This is a genomic window from Luedemannella flava (genome assembly GCF_039528515.1).
Taxonomy (GTDB): domain Bacteria; phylum Actinomycetota; class Actinomycetes; order Mycobacteriales; family Micromonosporaceae; genus Luedemannella; species Luedemannella flava.
Genome location: NZ_BAAALT010000226.1, coordinates 20,069 through 36,638, shown reverse-complemented (window position 1 = coordinate 36,638; position 16,570 = coordinate 20,069). Strand labels below are relative to the sequence as shown.

Sequence of the window (16,570 nt, the reverse complement as noted above, 5' to 3'; positions counted from 1 at the left end):
GGGCGGGCGGAGCCACCCGCCGCGTTCTCCGCGTTCGAACCCACCCGGCCCGCCCCGCCCGCCGGGGAGGACCGGCCCGTGCACCCGGCCTGGCGGGCCCGCGAGGCGGAGCCGGCCAGGCCCGCGCCGCCGCAGGCCGCGGCCACGCCCGCAGACACCTCGCTGATGGTCGACGCCGAGGTTATCGACGACGAGCCGGCGCCCGTCAACGCTCCGCAGTCGCCGGTGGCCCCGTGGGCCGAGACGGTGGCCGGCCCCCGGCCCGAGACCCAGCGCCGCGCGGCCGAGATGCTCGCTGCCTGGCGCAACGAGTCCTTCGAGGACCCCGAGTCCACCGACCCGCCGGCCGCCGAGCCTGTGGCATATCCGCAGGCCGAGACCGCCCACCCCACGCCGGTCGAGACCGAGCCGACGTACGCTTCCTGGCACGCCGAGCCCGCGCTGGTCGAGCCGACGCCCGAGGTCCCGACCGCCGAGCCGTGGCGCCCCGATCGGCCGTCGGCGTCAGCCGACCCCGTGACCGACGACGCCATGCTGGTGGGTCCACGGCCGGACGAGACCCCGGCCGCGGGGCCGTCGGCATTCGAGCCGCCCGCCGCGGTGGCCTCCGCAGCGGACGCCCACGCACCGGACACCCACGCGTCAGCCACGCCCGACCCCGCGGAGCGCACCGGCCCGTTCACGCCGGCGGACAGTTGGGCGGCAGGCTTCTCTCCGGCCAACCAGACCGAGTCCGCGCTGCTGCTGGCGGCCGAGGACAACAACACCGACCAGTTCCTGTCGACGCTGCTGCTCGCGCGCGTCGTGCTGCCGGTGCCGCCCGGCACGTCGCCGCACATGCTGCCCGCCGACCCGTCGTTCCCCTGGCAGCTGGAGGAGCTGGACGGCGAGACCTTCATCTCGGTGTTCACCTCCCCGGAGCGGCTGACCGAGCACATGCGCCGCCTCGGCGCGGAGACCGGCTCGCTCAGCTTCCGGTTCGTGCAGCTCATCGGCGCCTGGCCGGATCCGGACATCGCGTTCGCGGTCAACCCGGGTACGCCGGTCGGCGCCACCCTGCCGGGCAGCCAGATCGTCGCCCTGGCGTCCTGGGCGGCGGACGTCGGCCTGCGTGCCGACCCGGCCGGCGAGGTGGTGCTCGCCAACCCGGCGCCCACCGGCACGGTCAGCACCTCGATCCTCGGCGCGTCGCAGCGGGACCGCCTCACCGTGATGCAGAAGCCGATCGGCGCGAGCCAGGTCCCCATCTACCTGGAGCGCGGGTACGACCGCGTGCACGGGTTCGTCAACCGCGTCACCGAGGTCGACCACCTCACCACGCCCCGGGAGCTCTACGACTCGCTCGGCCTCGGCTACCCCGGCTCGGAGATCCGTCCGGACGACGCCGAGATCTTCGTCCTCCGCTGGGTCGCGCACCGCGGCGACCTCTACCGGATCCCGTACGGCGGCCCGCACGAGGCGGCCATGCGCGCCATGCAGGGTTGGGTGATCGAGCGCCCGCCGTTCCGCGGCAACGGGTTCGCGCCCGGCGAGGGCGAGGTCATCGCCGAGTTCAAGGTCGACAGCGTCCGGCTGCCGCACGGAGCGACGATGTGGCGACTGGCCGCGGACGGCACCGAGTCGCTCGTCGCCACGTTCGACGCGGACGGTCCGCGCTGGCGCCAGGCGGGCGAGTGACCATGCGCGACGGTTACGTGGCCACCTGGCAGGACAAGGAGTACGAGGCGAGCCCCGACGGCGACGAGATCCGGCTGTACTCGACGGAGCAGGAGAGGGGCTTCGCCCCCGTGCGCCCGGGGCGTTACCTGCGCATCGTGCTCGCCAAGGACGTCACCGACTTCGCGTACGTGCGCACCACCTGCCGCTGGCGCGACGCGCCGTTCATCGTGCTCGCCGAGCAGGACGGCTGGCTGCGCGTGGAGTACACCGGCGGCAAGTACCCGGTGGCGCAGGCCCTCGGGCTTGAGGAGTTCGACTTCGGCGTCTACCAGGGTTGGGCGCCGGCGAGCGAGGTCACCGAGGTGCGCGAGCAGCGCGTGTGACACCGCGTGTCCGGGCTCCGGTGCGGTCGTTGAAATCAGCGTGCCGTGGGGGATTCTGTCCGAAGTTGCCCTTTTCGTCTTCCGGCTGCTGCCACGCCGCCCGAGGCGCTGGCTGCGCGAGCAGTTCTCCCGGCAGCGCCAGCAGTGGATCGTCCGCCAGATCTTCCGGCAACGCCGCGTACGGCGGTCGCCGGTGGGCGGCACGCGCCGCGGCTGGGAGGGCGGCCGCCCCGTGTCGGCACGCGTGGTTACCGACGTCGTCCCGATCGAGCTGCGCCGGCGGACGTTCGACGAGGTGACGGCGGCGCTCGACGCGGCCGGGGTGACCTGGTTCGGTCTGCCGAACAACGACCTGCGCAGCGTCGTCGCGGTGCGCAGCCAGCACCCGCACAAGCTGCTGCGCCAGCTCGGCGAGGCGCCCGAACTGGCGGGCGCGGTCGTCGAACCGATCCACCCGCCGCGGCGGCCACGGCACCGCTTCGGTCGGCTGCGGACGCGCCCGGACCGTCCGACCGGTGCGGACGCGGGCGCGGCGCTCGCCGCGGCCGTCGGGCCGGAGCCGATGGCGAGCCCGCGCGGCACCCCGGTCGGCCCGCTGGCGGCGGCCCTGAGCTACCTCGGCTTCGGCCGCGCGGCGGGCAGACTGATCGGCGCGCGGGTGTTCTTCCCGGCGACTGACCCGACGGGCGCGTGGCTGCTCGGCTCCGACTACGCCTGCGAGATCGAGTTCTGGGGCCGCGACGAGACGCGCCTGCTCGCGCCCCGGCCGAACCCGATGGGCACCACGCTGCCGATCACCGACCAGACCGTGGTCGCCCCCGAATGGGTGCTCAACGGCCACGTACCCACGTCACCGCAGGCGCCGAAGGTCCGCACCCGGGCCGCGCTGGCCCGCATCCCCGTCGACCGGATCACGTTCCCGATCGACGCGGTCTACACCTGGGTCGACGGCGCGGACCCGGAGTGGCAGGAGCGCAAGGCGGTCGCGCTGGCAGGCCTGAGCAGCGGCCTGCTGCACTCGTCGGCGGCGGGCGAGTCGCGCTTCGTCGACCACGGGGAGCTGCGCTACTCGCTGCGCTCGCTCAGCTATTTCGCGCCCTGGTTGCGCCGCATCTACCTGGTCACGGACGGTCAACTGCCGCAGTGGCTGGACCAGTCGCATCCCGCCATCACCGTCGTCGGTCACCGCGAGATCTTCGGGAGTACGGGCATCCTGCCCACCTTCAACTCGCACGCGATCGAGGCGCGGCTGCACCGCATCACCGGCCTGGCGGAGCACGTCATCTACTTCAACGACGACATGTTCCTGGGCCGGCACGTCGCGCCGACGATGTTCTTCCACGCCAACGGGGTGGCCAAGTTCTTCCCGGGCGCCGGCCACGTGGGCCTCGGCCCGGCGAGCGCGCAGGACCCGCCGGCCGACGCTGCCGGCAAGAACAACGCCGAGGTCATCGCCCAGCGCTTCGGCCGCACGGTGAGCGGCCGGCTGCGCCGCGTGCCGTACCCGTTGCAGCGCAGCGTCATGGAGGAGATCGAGGCGCTGGTGCCCGACCCGGTGCGGGCCACGGCCGGGCACCCGTTCCGCCACCCGCAGGACCTGTCGATCCCGTCCGCGCTGCAGCACTACTGGGCGTTCCTCAACGGCCGCGCCGTGCCCGGCCAGATCGCCGACGGCTACGCCGACATCGCCGACCCCTACACGCCGGTCCTGCTGGCGCGCTGGCTGCGCCGCCGCGACCGGGATGTCTTCTGCCTGGACGACACGGGCGCCGACCCGACCGGCATCGTCCAGCAGGAGCAGATGCTCGCCGAGTTCCTCGAGGCGTACTTCCCGTTCCCGGCCCCCTTCGAGCGCGGCGCCGACCCCGACGTCCGCCGCCAGGGTCGCCCCGAGGCCGACCAGGTGGGCGGCGCCCCGCACGAGCCCGCTCCGGTCCCCGGCGCCCGCCGCGCGGTGGTCTACGACCGCCCACCCCGCCTCGACCGCCTCGACCCGACCCCGGAGCCCCGCGACGACGCCCTCTTCTAGTGGTTACACAAGGTGAGGGCGCCCCGTCCTTCGACACCCACCCCCACCCACTTTGCTCTGCTTCCCTATAGGAATCGCTTACGCTGGGTGGTAGCGAACAAAAGCCTCAAACCAACATCTCCACAGCTCATACCCAGTGCTTCCCATAGGGAAGCAGAGCAAAGTGGGTGGGGTGAGATGCGTGGGAGGGCCAGCCAACTACGCCATGTGATCAGCGGGCAGATGCACCCTGAGTGACGCCGTCAGGGTTCGCGGGCCCAGCGGATGATCTCCTTGCTGACCTCGTCGGGGGCCTCCCGGTGGAGGAAGTGGCCGTAGCCGTCGAGGAGGCGCCACTCGTAGGGCTCGGTGACGTAGCGGCCCGAGCCCGCCGCGGTGGCGGGGAGGGTGGCGCCGTCGGCGCCGCCGTGCAGTTGCAGGGTCGGGGCGACGATCGGCAGGCGCAGTTGCTTGCGGAAGCGGTGGCCGTGCAGGCGCAGCACGCTGCGGAACGCCCAGCGGTACGTCTCCATGGCGCAGAACGCCGCCTGCGGGATCTGCATGGCCGTTCGGCACGCGCGGTCGTACTCCGTGAACGCGTCCGTCTCCAGCCACGCCGGGCCGCCCCAGCGGCGCAGGTAGTCGCTGACCGCCTTCGCGTCATGGCGGGTCAGCGCGTGCTCGTACCGGGGGATCTGGAATCTGAGGGCGGGCAGCGCGGCGGTGAACTGGCCGCGGACGTCCGTGAGCAGCGCCGCGCGTACGCGCAGCGGGTGCGGGGCCGAGAGGACGACCAGGCGGCGCACCGACTTGTGGTGGAACGCGGCCGTGGTCCAGGCGAGCAGGCCGCCGAAGCCGGCGCCGACCAGCACCGCGTCGCGTTCGCCGAGCGCGCGGATCAGCCCGGTCACGTCCCCGGCCAGCGTGTATCCGTCGTACCCACGAGGGGGTTTGTCGGAGGCGCCGTAGCCGCGCAGATCAAGGGCGACCGCCCGGTAGCCCGCGTCCGCGACGGCGGTCAGCTGCTGGTGCCAGGCCCACCAGAACTCGGGGAACCCGTGCAGGAACAGCACGAGCGGGCCGTCGCCGAGCTCGGCGACGTGGAAGCGGCTGCCGTTGGCGTTGATGAAACGGTGCGTCCAGGGACCGTCAACGAGCACGCTCGACTCGTCCACCTGGTCGGGTTCCATGACGCTCAGCGTAGAGGTGACTGTGGCCGGCCACGCGTTCGCATGGCCGGCCACAGATGGTGCGTTGGTGCTAGCTGAACGTGACCTTCACCGTCATCAGGTTGATCAGGCCCTCGATGTCCTTGGTGACCTTGATCTTGACGCCCTGGCCGGCGACCTTCACCGAGCTCAGGGGGTTGGCCGACGACCAGTACCTGTTGGGGTCGCTGTCGTCGAAGGTCGGGATGGCCGGCTGCGCCGGCACCGCGACCGCCGCACCGTTGCGGTGGAACGTCACGGCGTCGGTCTTGTGCAGACCGAACGTGGCGTCCCACGGCTGGCGCCGGTTGCCGAGTCGCGCGCCGTCCGGGAAGACGATCGGCGCGGGCCGCGCGTCCACCGGCAGGACCAGACCGCCACCGGGGTGGTCGATCGTGTTGTTGTCCTCGAAGGAGTAGTCCACATACCAGACCAGCAGACCGTTCTGGTACGGGAAGTGCTCCACGAAGCTCGGCCTGGTGTTCAGCCACCCGAAGTTGTACGGGCCCGTCTTCAACGTCTTGTCGTAACCGACGTACTGCCGGTTCTCCGCGATGTAGAAGTTCGGGATGCCCTCCACCACGGTGTAGCCCGGCATCTGGGTGAAGCCGGCCGCGGTCCAGGGGCCCGCCACGTCATCCGGGTCGGCGGTGGTGGTGCCGTTGATGGTGACCGCGGTGGCGTCCAGGAACGGACCCGCGAAGTGCAGGCCGCCGTCCGTGGCGTAGCGGAACCGGAAGGTCACCGTCTGCCCGGCGTACGCCGACAGGTCGTAGCTGAGGTCGACCCAGTCGGTCACCCCGTCGAGGTCCGCGTCGGATTGGCCGTCGACCGGGGCGCCGACCTGCGTCCACGAGGTCGACCCGGCGGTCTGCACCTCGGCGAACAGGTAGTCGTAGCCGGCCTCGATCTCGTACCAGGCCTTGGCGGACAGCGAGGCCGTGGCGCCCGCGGGGATGGTGATGCTGCGCGTCAACGTGTTGTTGAGCCCGTCAGCGCTGCCGCCCCACCACTCCAGCGATCCGGAGGCGGGGGTGTTGTACTCGGTCCTGACCGTCTTGTCGGGCAGGTTGACGACGACCGCCTGCGGCAGGATGCCGCTCGTGTCGCCGGCCGCGCCGAGCGTGACCGTTTTGCCCGTGCCGTAGTCGACCGTCTTGTAGTCGAGCCAGCCGAGGAACAGCTTCTCCCACGGGCCCATGTAGCCAGGGGTGGAGCCGATGTCCTGCTTGCCGTGGTTGAGCCATGAGCCGCCCGACATCAGGGTCCAGAACGCCGTGCCGTTGTCGCCGCCCGCGGTGTCGTACAGGTCCGGCAGACCGAGGTCGTGACCGTACTCGTGGGCGAAGACGCCGAGGCCGCCGTTCTCCGGCTCGGTGGTGTAGTCGCCGACCCAGATGCCCGTGTCGCCGATCGGCGCGCCGCCGTAGAGGTTGCCCTCCGGGCCCGACGAGCCGTACCCCGTGGAGTAGGCGTACCAGCGGTGCGACCAGATCGCGTCCTCGCCCTGGTCACCGCCCCCGGCCTCCTCGCCCTCCCCGGCGTGGATCGCCTGGAAGTGGTCGATGTAGCCGTCCGACTCGTTGAAGTTGCCGTCGCCGTCGAAGTCGTAACGGTCCCAGATGTCGAACTGCTTCAGGTACGTGGTGATCTCGGCCTTGGTCTTGCCGGCCGCGAGCTGCGCCTTGTACCAGGCGTTGATGGTGTCCGCGACGAACGGCCAGTACCCCGCGGCGTCGTTGGGCAGCGCGTTGCTGCCGTACGTCGCCTCGTTGTAGGGCACCTTCACCCAGTCGCTGACGTCGCCGCCAACGGTGTAACGACCGCTCGACTGCTTGAGGTAGAAGTCGTACATCGACTCCTTCTTCTTGCTGAAGAGCAGGTCCTTGTAGTACGCAGGGCTGAAGTCCGAGGCCCAGATCGTGGAGTTGTCGTCCGTGGTGGAGCCGTCGTAGACGCGGTCCGGCTCGGCGATCTGATTGTGCAGCGGACCGGCGGTGCCACCCGAGACCGGCTTGGTCTGGTCGCCGAACTCCACGAGGATCGTGAAGATCGGGTCGGTCTTGGGCTTACGCTTCCATTCGACCCACTTGTTCCCGGCGAGCCGGACGACCTCCGAGCCGTTGCGCTGGATCGGCGTCGACTTCCCGGTGACCAGGTTGGCGACGGCCTCCTTGCGCAGCGCCTCGGCACGCTCCTGCTGCGGGCTGGACAGGTTGTCCGCGCGATGCAGGGATGTGTTCTCCGTAGGTGCGATCTTGCCTGGTCCGGCCGTCGGCGCCGCGGTCGCGGAGCCGGTGGTGAGGCCTGACACAAGAACGCCGGCGGTCAAGCCGGCGAGTACGGCGGTGGTACGCCTCTTCAAGGGTCCTCCCTTCCCCTCATCGCTACCGTCGGGGACGGCGATGCGGGGCAGGATCGGCCGCCCGACTGTCGCATGTAGACGCCTCCCCGACACCGGGTGCGGGCGTGTTCGCCGGGCCACCCAGAGTGTGCTCCCGACACACTTACAGAAGGGAGCGACCTGTGTCACTGGGCGAGGCGTAAATTTTTCTATACGCAGGATGCGTTGTGCACTGGTATCAAGGCACATTTCGGAATATTTGGGTGTCCCATGACAGCAGTAAGGCCGGAAATGCTGCGTAAGCATCTCCGGCCTTAGCTGTGTAAGGAGGGGGTAATCAGTCCTCGCTGGCGGACGGCGCCTGGAGGCCCTTCGAGATGAGGTCCATGACCGACGAGTCCTGCAGCGTCGTCACGTCACCGAGCGAGCGGTTCTCCGCGACGTCGCGCAGCAGCCGCCGCATGATCTTCCCGGACCGCGTCTTCGGCAGCTCCGCCACGAGCATGATCTGCCGCGGCTTCGCGATCGGACCCAGCGTCCTCGCCACATGGTTGCGCAGTTCTGCGACGAGCTCCTCGCTCGCGTCCGCGCTGCCCCGAAGGATAACGAACGCCACGATCGCCTGTCCCGTGGTCGGGTCGGTGGCGCCCACCACAGCCGCCTCGGCGACCTTCGGGTGCGACACGAGCGCCGACTCCACCTCGGTCGTCGAGATGTTGTGGCCGCTCACCAGCATCACGTCGTCGACGCGGCCGAGCAGCCACAGGTCGCCGTCCTCGTCGCGCTTCGCGCCGTCGCCGGCGAAGTACAGGCCCTCGAAGCGCGACCAGTACGTGTCGAGGAAGCGCTGGTCGTCGCCCCACACGGTGCGCAGCATCGACGGCCACGGCTCGCGCAGCACCAGGTACCCGCCGCCGCCCGGCGGCACGCTCACCGCGGTGTCGTCGACGACGTCGGCGCTGATGCCCGGCAGGGGCCGCATCGCCGAGCCGGGCTTGGACTCGGTCACGCCGGGCAGCGGCGAGATCATGATGGCGCCGGTCTCGGTCTGCCACCACGTGTCCACGACCGGGCACGTGCCGGCGCCGATCTGCTCCCGGTACCAGATCCAGGCCTCGGGGTTGATCGGCTCGCCCACGGAGCCGAGCAGCCGCAGCGACGACAGGTTGAACTGGGCCGGGATGTCGTCGCCCCACTTCATCATCGTGCGGATCAGCGTCGGGGCCGTGTACAGGATCGTCACGCCGTACTTCTCGACGATCTCCCACAGGCGGCCCTTGTGCGGTGTGTCCGGGGTGCCCTCGTACATGATCTGGGTCGCGCCGTTGGACAGCGGGCCGTAGACGATGTAGCTGTGCCCGGTCACCCAGCCGATGTCGGCCGTGCACCAGTACACGTCGGTGTCGGGCTTGAGGTCGAACACGGCGTGGTGCGTGTACGACGCCTGGGTCAGGTAGCCGCCCGTCGTGTGCAGGATGCCCTTCGGCTTCGCCGTGGTGCCCGACGTGTACAGGATGAACAGCGGGTGCTCGGCGTCGAACGGCTGCGCCTCGTGCTCGGCGGACGCGCCCTCGACCGCGTCGTGCCACCAGACGTCCTTGTCGCCCCAGGCGACCTCCTCGCCGGTGCGGCGCACCACAAGGACCTTCTCGATGCTCGGGCAGCGCTCGACGGCCTCGTCGACGGTCGGCTTGAGGGCGGACGGCTTGCCGCGCCGGTACCCCCCGTCGGCGGTGATGACCAGCTTCGCGTCCGCGTCCTGGATGCGGCCCGACAGCGCGTCGGCGGAGAAGCCGCCGAACACGACGCTGTGCGTGGCGCCCACCCGCGCGCAGGCGAGCATCGCCACGGCCGCCTCGGGGATCATCGGCATATAGATCGCGACCCGGTCGCCGGCGCCGACGCCCAGGTCGGTGAGGGCGTTGGCCGCCCTGCACACGTCGCGGTACAGGTCCGCGTACGTGATGGTGCGGGTGTCGCCCGGCTCGCCCTCCCAGTGGATGGCCACCTTGTCGCCGTTGCCCGCGAGCACGTGCCGGTCGAGGCAGTTGTAGGCGATGTTGAGCTGCCCGCCGACGAACCACTTCGCGAAGGGCGGGTTCGACCAGTCCAGGACCTGGTCCCACGTCTTGTGCCAGTGCAGGCGCTCCGCCTGCTTCGCCCAGAAGGCGAGCCGGTCGGCGGCCGCCTCGTCGTACGCTGCCGCGGTCACGTTGGCCTGGGCGGCCAGTTCCGCCGGGGGCGCGAACCGCCGGTTCTCCTGGAGCAGGTTCGCCAGGGTCTCGTTCACCTGGTTACCTCGCTTCGTACGCTCATGCCGCCGCTCCTTCGCGGATAAATTAGGACGTCATCTCCGGCCGGGCCGGCACGCCGCGGCCCTCCGTCCAGCAGGCTAGTCGCCGTGCAGGACCCCGGCGACCTGCGGGGGAATCCGGGTGCGCCGAGCTGTCGGCTGGCTGCGCCGATAGGCTGGCTCCCCGTGACAAGCCCGCTGGCCCCCCTGCTCGACCTGCCCGACGTAGCCGAGGCCGGCGACCGGGCGCGCGAGGCCGTCGACGCCGCGCTGCGCCACCGCGCGTTGCGCCGCCAGGGCGGACCCCTCGCGGCCGAGGTGGGCCTGCGGTCCGCGCGGTGCAGCGCCGCGTTGGAATCTCACGAGTACGGGCTGGAAGCGCTGCGTTCGGGCACGGTGACCGATCCGGTGGCGCAGGGCGCGCTGCGCCTGTCCGCCGCGTTGGACGCGCTGGCGCCCCGGTGGACGAGCGCCCCGCGTCAGGTGTTGGCGCGGTTGCACGTACTCGCCGCATCGGGGTCGACCGACGCGGACCTGCTGGGGCGCCCGCAGCTGGACCACGACGGCATGGGCCGGCTCGACGCCCTGCTGGCTCTGCTTCCCTCTGGGAATCGGGGGGTGCCCGCGTGGCTGGTCGCCGCCGTCGTGCACGGGGAGCTACTCGCGCTGCGGCCCTTCCCGGGGCCGAACGGGCTCGTGGCGCGCGCCGCCGCGCGGCTGACCCTGATCTCCGGCGGCCTCGACCCCCGTGGGCTGCTCGCCCCCGAGATCGGTCACCTGGAGCGCCAACCCGAGTACGTGGGCTGCGCGAACTCCTTCGCCACCGGCACCCCCGACGGGGTGCGTGCGTGGCTGAAGCACTGCGCGGCCGCCACCGAGCTGGCGGCGGCCGCGCTCACCGGGATCGGCGACGAGCTGCTGGGCTGAGCTACTGCGGCTGCACCGGGCTCTGCGGCGCCGGCGGCACCGGGGCGCCCGGCTGGGAGCCGGCGAACGGCGCGGGCTGGCCGGGCTGGTTGCCGAACGGCTGGTAGGGCGCCGGGACGCCCGCCTGCGGGGCACCGTAGGGCGCCGCAGGGGCACCGTAAGGTGCCGCCGGCGCCGGCTCCTCCTTCGAGCGCTTGATCAGGGCGATGATGCCCTTGCCCGCGAGGATGAACGGCAGCAGCGCGATGTACAGGTTGATGATGATCGTGCCGCCGAACAGGAAGACGTAGCCGGCCCAGCCGGCGATGCCCAGGCCCGCGACGGCGCTGAAGATCCGCCAGCCGATCTTGTTGCCGGGGAAGAAGCTGGTGATGAAGAGCAGGACGCCGCCGATCATGTAGATCGGGAGGATGACGTCGCCGAGCCCGTTGTCGAGGTCGATCACTGCGAGGTTCATGTGTGCTCCGGGGTGGTGGTGGTTCAGCCGGAACACCATAGCGACGAAGATCGTCGTCCGCAGCCCCGCTAGCAGGCTAGATGACGCGAGGACGGCGCCCCGCGGTGGAGGCGCCGTCGGCCATGGTTAGTCGGGTTAACAAGCGTGCACCTTACGATCGTTATCGGCGGGCCCGGTGAGGAGCGTCGCCGCAACGTGCCTACCCGCGGCTGGTCGCGCGTGGGTACCCGACTGCCATGTACGGAACGCTATGCGATGAGTCGGACTTGCGCTCTTCGCGGATTCCGTACCACCTTTCTACGCCCCTCCGGGCCGTCGCGCCAGCGCTCGGGCCGAAGTTGTGACAGGCCTTCACACTGTTCCGCACGTGATTACCCGCGAGTGTATTCCCAGCTCAGGTAGCTGTGAGGGCGAGCGCGGCGGCCCGGCGCCGGCGGCCGTAGATGGCCAGCCCGATCGCCACGCCCACACCGAGCGCCGCGGCGGCCGCCGCGACCGGCACCCCGGGCCGCTCCCGCAGCCGGCGGGCCAGCGGGATCGGGTGGCGGAACTCCAGGATCGGCCAGTCCCGCTCGACGGCCACGCGCCGCAGGCCCCGGTCGGGGTTGACCGCGCTCGGGTTGCCCACGCACTCCAGCAGCGGCACGTCGGAGATCGAATCCGAGTACGCATAGCTCGCCGCGAGGTCGTAGCCGCGCTCGGCCGCGAGCTTGCGGGCCGCGTCGGCCTTCGTCGGCCCGGCCGCGTAGTAGGCGACCTCGCCCGTGTACCGTCCGTCGGCGACCACCATGCGGGTCGCGATCACGTCGGTGATGCCGAGCTTCTCGACGATCGGGCGCACCATCTCCTCGCCGGAGGTGGACACGACGATGACGTCGCGCCCCGCCGACTGGTGGTTGGCGATGAGCGCGGCCGCCTCGGCGTACACGTACGGGTGAATGAGTTCTTCCAGCGCCTCGCGGACGATCTGGTTGACCTGCTCCACCCGCCAGCCCCTGCAGAGGTCGGCGAGGTAGTCGCGGATGCGGGCCATCTGGCTCTCGTCCGCCCCGCCGACGCGGAACAGGAGCTGCGCGTACGCCGCCTTGACCATGTCACGGCGCGAAATGAGGCCGTCCCGGTAGAAGGGGCGGCCGAACGCGAGCGCACTCGACTTGGCGAGGATCGTCTTGTCGAGGTCGAAAAAGGCGGCACTGCGATCCACGGCCGGCAAGTCTAGCCGTCAGGCGCCATCTGTGAAATGTCTTTCACCCTTGACGGGCTTTCGGGGCGTACGCGGCGTCCCGGATCGTGAAACACTGCCGCACACACCTCAAGGGGGCCTACGCAGTAGGGGCCTCGACGCGCCGGCCGGTTTCGGGCATGCTTGTGTTTGCGACACCGATTCAGTTCTGGCGCATCGTGTCGCAGGCTATCCCTTTCGCGTGTTTACGTGCGCAGTTCGCCCGTAACCACGCACGCAAGTGTCGGTGGCCGCACCCCCCGCGGTCACCGCATGAGTCCGGCTCGACCCCCCCGGAGCCGAACTCATCGACGACCCCCGTCACCCCCCGGACGGGGGTCGTCCCTTCTGCCGGAGGCTCCTCGAAGCCAGGTGGGAAGACCCGATGTACCTCCTGCAGATAATCGGCCAACTCAGGTGCAGCCGGTGTAGGGGACGTCGCCGAGGTCGTTGAAACCGCCGACGTCGACGAGGTCGGCGGAGGTGACCGGATCGATGAGGAACCGCACGGGGTACGGCGCAGGGCAGGCCTCGGTCACGTCGTACAGCGCCCATATCCAGTCGAACCCGCCGGCAGGGATCAGCCGCGTCGGCTGCCCCGCCGCGGCGGCGCCCATCGGGACAACCCCCAACTGACCGCATGCGCCCCACCCCACGCCGCGCAGGCTCAGGCCGCCGAGCGGCGCGCTCGCCTGAAGCGAATGAACCGTGACCGTTGACGGGCCCTGGTTGCCGATCTCAATGCCCACCTGCAGTGTCTTTCCGTTCTGTACGGAGCACTGGCGGCCGGTCGCCATGACGTCTGCGGCGGTGCCGGCGGGCTGCTGCGAGGTCGGCGCCGGGGCGGGGGCGGTAACGCGTCCCAGCGCGAACGCGACGAGAACCGCGAGGATCGTCAACACCAGACGCTGCTGCGGCCACCGCTGACGTCCACTAACCGGCGGCTCCTCACCTGAGCGCGGGGTGATGTCGATCGGATCGACGCGTTCCTCGTCGGGCACGGCCCCACTGTAGATGGCCTGGTGCCGTTCCCGGGGCGTCGCAGTTCGTTGTGGAGGGGGCGCAGCCGGTTATCCGGTCGCTGCGTTCCCGCTGGCCAACTATGGTGCCGCGCATGCGGTTGGAGAAGGTGACCCCGGAGAACTACGAGGCGGCACTTGGGCTGTCCGTGCGCCCCGACCAGGCGGACCTGGTCGCGCCGGTCGTCAAGTCGCTCGCCGAGGCGTACGTGTTCCCCGAGTACGCCTGGCCGAGGCTGATCTACGACGGTGACCGGCTGGTCGGCTTCCTGATGGCGTTCCTCGACATCCCGTGGGACCCCGACAAGGACCCCGACGACCGGCGCTCCGGCCTGTGGCGGCTCAGCATCGCGGCCGACGCGCAGGGCAACGGCTACGGCCGGTTCGCGGTCGGGGCGGTCGCCGACGAGATCCGCTCCCGCGGCGGCACCCGCATGTACGTGACGTGGGAACCGCGTGACGGCGGCCCCGAACCGTTCTACCTGAAGCTCGGCTTCCGCCTCACCGGCGAGCAGAGCGGCGGCCAGACCGTAGGCCTCCTCGAGCTCTCCTGATCATTCACGTGGTCCACAAGTTTATCCACAGGTTCGCGTTGGCGGGTGACGGCGGAGGGCGGCACCGGGAGGCTGGGCGGTGTGAGCCGACCATCATTCCCGTCCCGTGGTGATTCGCGTCGTCCTGCCGGACGGCGGTCCTGGGACGGCCATCCGGGCCTGGTCGCACTGCTCGACGAGCAGGCGCAGGTGGTGAGTGGGGGGCAGGTGACGAGCTTCCTCTCGCGGGACGCGGTGATGCGGCTGGTGGCGTCCGGGCGGTGGCAGCGGCCGCACCGGGGCGTGTTCGTCGCACACAACGCGCCGCTGACTGAGGAGCAGCGCCTCTGGGTCGCAGTCCTGGCCGTCGGCGGCAGCGAGCCGGCCCTGCTGGGTGGGTTGACCGCCCTTCGGGCAAACGGGCTGAGTGGTTTCGAGCGGCCGACAGTGCACGTTCTGTTGCCGGCCGATCGGCAGTTGACGCTGCCGCCGACCGACGTTCTCGTGCACCGCACCAGCACGTTGGTGGCGCGTGACATCAACGCGGTGCGCCGGCCGCCACGCACGGCACCCGGGCGTTCGGTGGTGGAAGCGGGGGCGTGGGCCAGGTCCGATAGGGAGGCGCGCGCCATCGTGGCGGCCGCCTTCCAGCAGTGGCTCGTGCGGTTCGACGATGTGGCCGACGCGCTGGAGCGAATGCCGAGATCGCGGCGGAGGCGGTTGGTGCTCGCCACCGCACGGGACGCCGCGCGCGGGGCGACGTCGCTCGGCGAGCTGGAGTTCCTGGACGCGATCCGCGCGGCGGGGTTGCCCGAGCCGGAAAGCCAGCATGTCCGCGTGGACGCGTCCGGTCGGCGGCGTTACCTCGACTTCTACTTCGCACGGTGGCACGTACACGTTGAGATCGATGGCAGCCACCACCTCGACGTACGTCAGGCGTGGGCGGACATGGCGCGCCAGAACGAGGTGTGGCGTCGCGGCGACCGCGTCCTCCGCTTCCCGACCTGGCTCGTCCGCGAGCAACCCGAAACGGTGGTCGCCGAGCTGCGCGCTGCTCTGAAGGCGGCCGGCTGGCCGGGCTAGTCGATCACCACAATTATTCTTGGCACCGAATACGCGGAAAACCGCGTGTTCGCTGCCAAGATCCAAGGGCCGGGGCCGGGGCCGGGGCCGGGGCCGGGCGGGGCCGGGCGGGGCCGGCGGGGGCCGGGGCGGGCGCGACGAGCGGTAGAGGGGCGCGGCGAGCGGTTGTAAGCGCGCGACGAGCGGCGCGGGAACGCCCGCAAAGCGGGCGATATCGCATGCGACGAACGGCGCTCCGGGTTTCTACACTGCGTGCCATGGTCGGGGTTTCGGACGTTGAGCGGCGTGGGCGTCGGCGGGGGGAGCTGACGGTCGCGGCCGTGGCGCGGATGGCGGGCGTTTCGGCGCCCACGGTGTCCAAAGTGCTCAATGGGCGGGCGGGCGTGGCGCCGCAGACGCGGCAGCGCGTCGAGGAGGTGCTGCGCGAGCACGGGTACCGGCGACCGGACGCCGTCGGCCCCGCAGCCATGCTCGAGGTGGTGTTCTACGCCCTGGAGAACCAGATCGCGATCGAGATCATGCGCGGCGTCGAGCGGGTGGCCAGCGAGCATGAGCTGGCCGTCGGGTTCTCCGAGATGCGCGGCCGGGAGGCGCCCGGACGGTCGTGGCTGGAGCAGGTGCTGGCGCGCCGCCCGGCCGGGATCATCGCCGTGTTCGCGGAGAGCACCCCCGAGCAGTACGCCAAGCTCGCCGCCTCCGCGATCCCCGTCGTCGCGCTCGACCCGACCGGCGAGCCGCTGCACACGACCCCGTCGGTCGGCGCCACGAACTGGAGCGGCGGCGTCGCCGCGACCCGCCACCTGCTCGAACTCGGCCACAGCCGGATCGCCACGATCACCGGCCCGCTCGACTACCTGTGCGCGCGGGCGCGGCTGGACGGCTACCGGGCCGCCATGGACGCCGCCAACGCCCCGATCGGCGCCGGCATGGTGCGCACGGGCCGGTTCGACGTCACGACCGGCCTGGTGGAGGGGCGCGCGCTGCTCGGCCTGCGCACGCCGCCGACGGCCATCGTGTGCGGCAACGACCTGCAGGCCCTCGGCGTGTACGAGGCCGCGCGCCAGGCGGGGCTACGCATCCCGCGCGACCTCAGCGTCGTGGGTTTCGACGATCTGGAGTACGCCCGTTGGTGCGGTCCCACGCTGACGACGGTGCGGCAACCGTTCGAGGACATGGGCGCCACCGCCGCCCGCGTGGTGCTCGGCCTGGCCGCCGGCGACGTCCCCGCCAACCCTCGCGTCGAGCTGGCCACCTCGTTGATCGTGCGCGAGAGCACCGACGTGCCGCGCCCATGATCGCTTGAAACTTCACATTCCCAGGAGTACGCGTCCGCGCAGGTAGCGGCCGATTTATCGCAAGTTAGGGCGTACTCGCGTGGTTTGTTTTCCGCAGGACTCCTAGCGTCACTGGTCGAACGAAATCCCTCTATGTTTG

13 protein-coding genes are annotated in these 16,570 nt (G+C 71.0%); 7 read left to right on the top strand and 6 right to left on the bottom strand.

Going from position 1 to position 16,570, the window contains the following annotated elements; genetic code table 11:
- The 3 genes from ABD211_RS27190 to ABD211_RS27180 all read left to right on the top strand — a co-directional run.
- A partial coding sequence (locus ABD211_RS27190) for an SseB family protein (protein WP_344137933.1) occupies positions 1–1,677 on the top strand: 1,677 nt, incomplete at its 5' end.
- 2 nt (positions 1,678–1,679) lie between these two features.
- Positions 1,680–2,042 carry a hypothetical protein gene (locus tag ABD211_RS27185; protein WP_344137930.1) on the top strand — a complete coding sequence of 121 codons (363 nt, stop codon included), beginning with the start codon at positions 1,680–1,682 and terminating at the stop codon, positions 2,040–2,042.
- Between the two features lie 40 nt (positions 2,043–2,082).
- Positions 2,083–4,071 (top strand): stealth family protein, encoded by a 1,989-nt coding sequence (locus ABD211_RS27180; protein WP_344137927.1) that lies wholly within the window; start codon positions 2,083–2,085, stop codon positions 4,069–4,071.
- Between the two features lie 242 nt (positions 4,072–4,313).
- Here ABD211_RS27180 and ABD211_RS27175 read toward each other — a convergent pair whose 3' ends face one another.
- The 3 genes from ABD211_RS27175 to acs form a co-directional block, all read right to left on the bottom strand.
- Positions 4,314–5,240 (bottom strand): alpha/beta fold hydrolase, encoded by a 927-nt coding sequence (locus ABD211_RS27175; protein ID WP_344137924.1) that lies wholly within the window; start codon positions 5,238–5,240, stop codon positions 4,314–4,316.
- A gap of 70 nt (positions 5,241–5,310) precedes the next feature.
- The gene (locus tag ABD211_RS27170) at positions 5,311–7,623 is read right to left on the bottom strand and encodes an immune inhibitor A domain-containing protein (RefSeq protein ID WP_344137921.1); all 2,313 of its coding nucleotides are present in this window, start codon (positions 7,621–7,623) and stop codon (positions 5,311–5,313) included.
- A gap of 316 nt (positions 7,624–7,939) precedes the next feature.
- Complete coding sequence (acs, locus tag ABD211_RS27165) at positions 7,940–9,892, bottom strand: acetate--CoA ligase (RefSeq protein ID WP_344137918.1); 1,953 nt, start codon at positions 9,890–9,892, stop codon at positions 7,940–7,942.
- A gap of 189 nt (positions 9,893–10,081) precedes the next feature.
- Between acs and ABD211_RS27160 the strand changes: the two genes are divergently transcribed.
- The gene (locus ABD211_RS27160; protein WP_344137915.1) at positions 10,082–10,822 is read left to right on the top strand and encodes a Fic family protein; all 741 of its coding nucleotides are present in this window, start codon (positions 10,082–10,084) and stop codon (positions 10,820–10,822) included.
- 1 nt (position 10,823) lies between these two features.
- On the opposite strand, the gene ABD211_RS27155 is transcribed toward ABD211_RS27160, so the two are convergent.
- The 3 genes from ABD211_RS27155 to ABD211_RS27145 form a co-directional block, all read right to left on the bottom strand.
- Entirely contained in the window at positions 10,824–11,279 is a 456-nt protein-coding gene (locus ABD211_RS27155) for a hypothetical protein (RefSeq protein ID WP_344137912.1), read from the bottom strand.
- 394 nt (positions 11,280–11,673) lie between these two features.
- Complete coding sequence (locus ABD211_RS27150) at positions 11,674–12,483, bottom strand: HAD family hydrolase (RefSeq protein WP_344137909.1); 810 nt, start codon at positions 12,481–12,483, stop codon at positions 11,674–11,676.
- 431 nt (positions 12,484–12,914) lie between these two features.
- Positions 12,915–13,502 carry a hypothetical protein gene (locus ABD211_RS27145; RefSeq protein WP_344137906.1) on the bottom strand — a complete coding sequence of 196 codons (588 nt, stop codon included), beginning with the start codon at positions 13,500–13,502 and terminating at the stop codon, positions 12,915–12,917.
- Between the two features lie 113 nt (positions 13,503–13,615).
- On the opposite strand from ABD211_RS27145, the gene ABD211_RS27140 reads away from it, so the two are divergent.
- The 3 genes from ABD211_RS27140 (at position 13,616) to ABD211_RS27130 (ending at position 16,431) form a co-directional block, all read left to right on the top strand.
- Complete coding sequence (locus ABD211_RS27140) at positions 13,616–14,074, top strand: GNAT family N-acetyltransferase (RefSeq protein ID WP_344137903.1); 459 nt, start codon at positions 13,616–13,618, stop codon at positions 14,072–14,074.
- 81 nt (positions 14,075–14,155) lie between these two features.
- Positions 14,156–15,136: a DUF559 domain-containing protein gene (locus ABD211_RS27135; protein ID WP_344137900.1), complete on the top strand. Its 981-nt coding sequence runs from the start codon at positions 14,156–14,158 to the stop codon at positions 15,134–15,136.
- Between the two features lie 257 nt (positions 15,137–15,393).
- Positions 15,394–16,431 (top strand): LacI family DNA-binding transcriptional regulator, encoded by a 1,038-nt coding sequence (locus tag ABD211_RS27130; protein WP_344137897.1) that lies wholly within the window; start codon positions 15,394–15,396, stop codon positions 16,429–16,431.
- The last annotated feature ends 139 nt before the right edge of the window (positions 16,432–16,570 follow it).

Bases quoted from the DNA above. Each gene is read 5' to 3' on its own strand.
- ABD211_RS27185 (WP_344137930.1), top strand. From the start codon at position 1,680: ATGCGCGACGGTTACGTGGCCACCTGGCAGGACAAGGAGTACGAGGCG.
- ABD211_RS27175 (WP_344137924.1), bottom strand. From the start codon at position 5,240: ATGGAACCCGACCAGGTGGACGAGTCGAGCGTGCTCGTTGACGGTCCC.
- ABD211_RS27155 (WP_344137912.1), bottom strand. From the start codon at position 11,279: ATGAACCTCGCAGTGATCGACCTCGACAACGGGCTCGGCGACGTCATC.
- ABD211_RS27140 (WP_344137903.1), top strand. From the start codon at position 13,616: ATGCGGTTGGAGAAGGTGACCCCGGAGAACTACGAGGCGGCACTTGGG.
- ABD211_RS27130 (WP_344137897.1), top strand. From the start codon at position 15,394: ATGGTCGGGGTTTCGGACGTTGAGCGGCGTGGGCGTCGGCGGGGGGAG.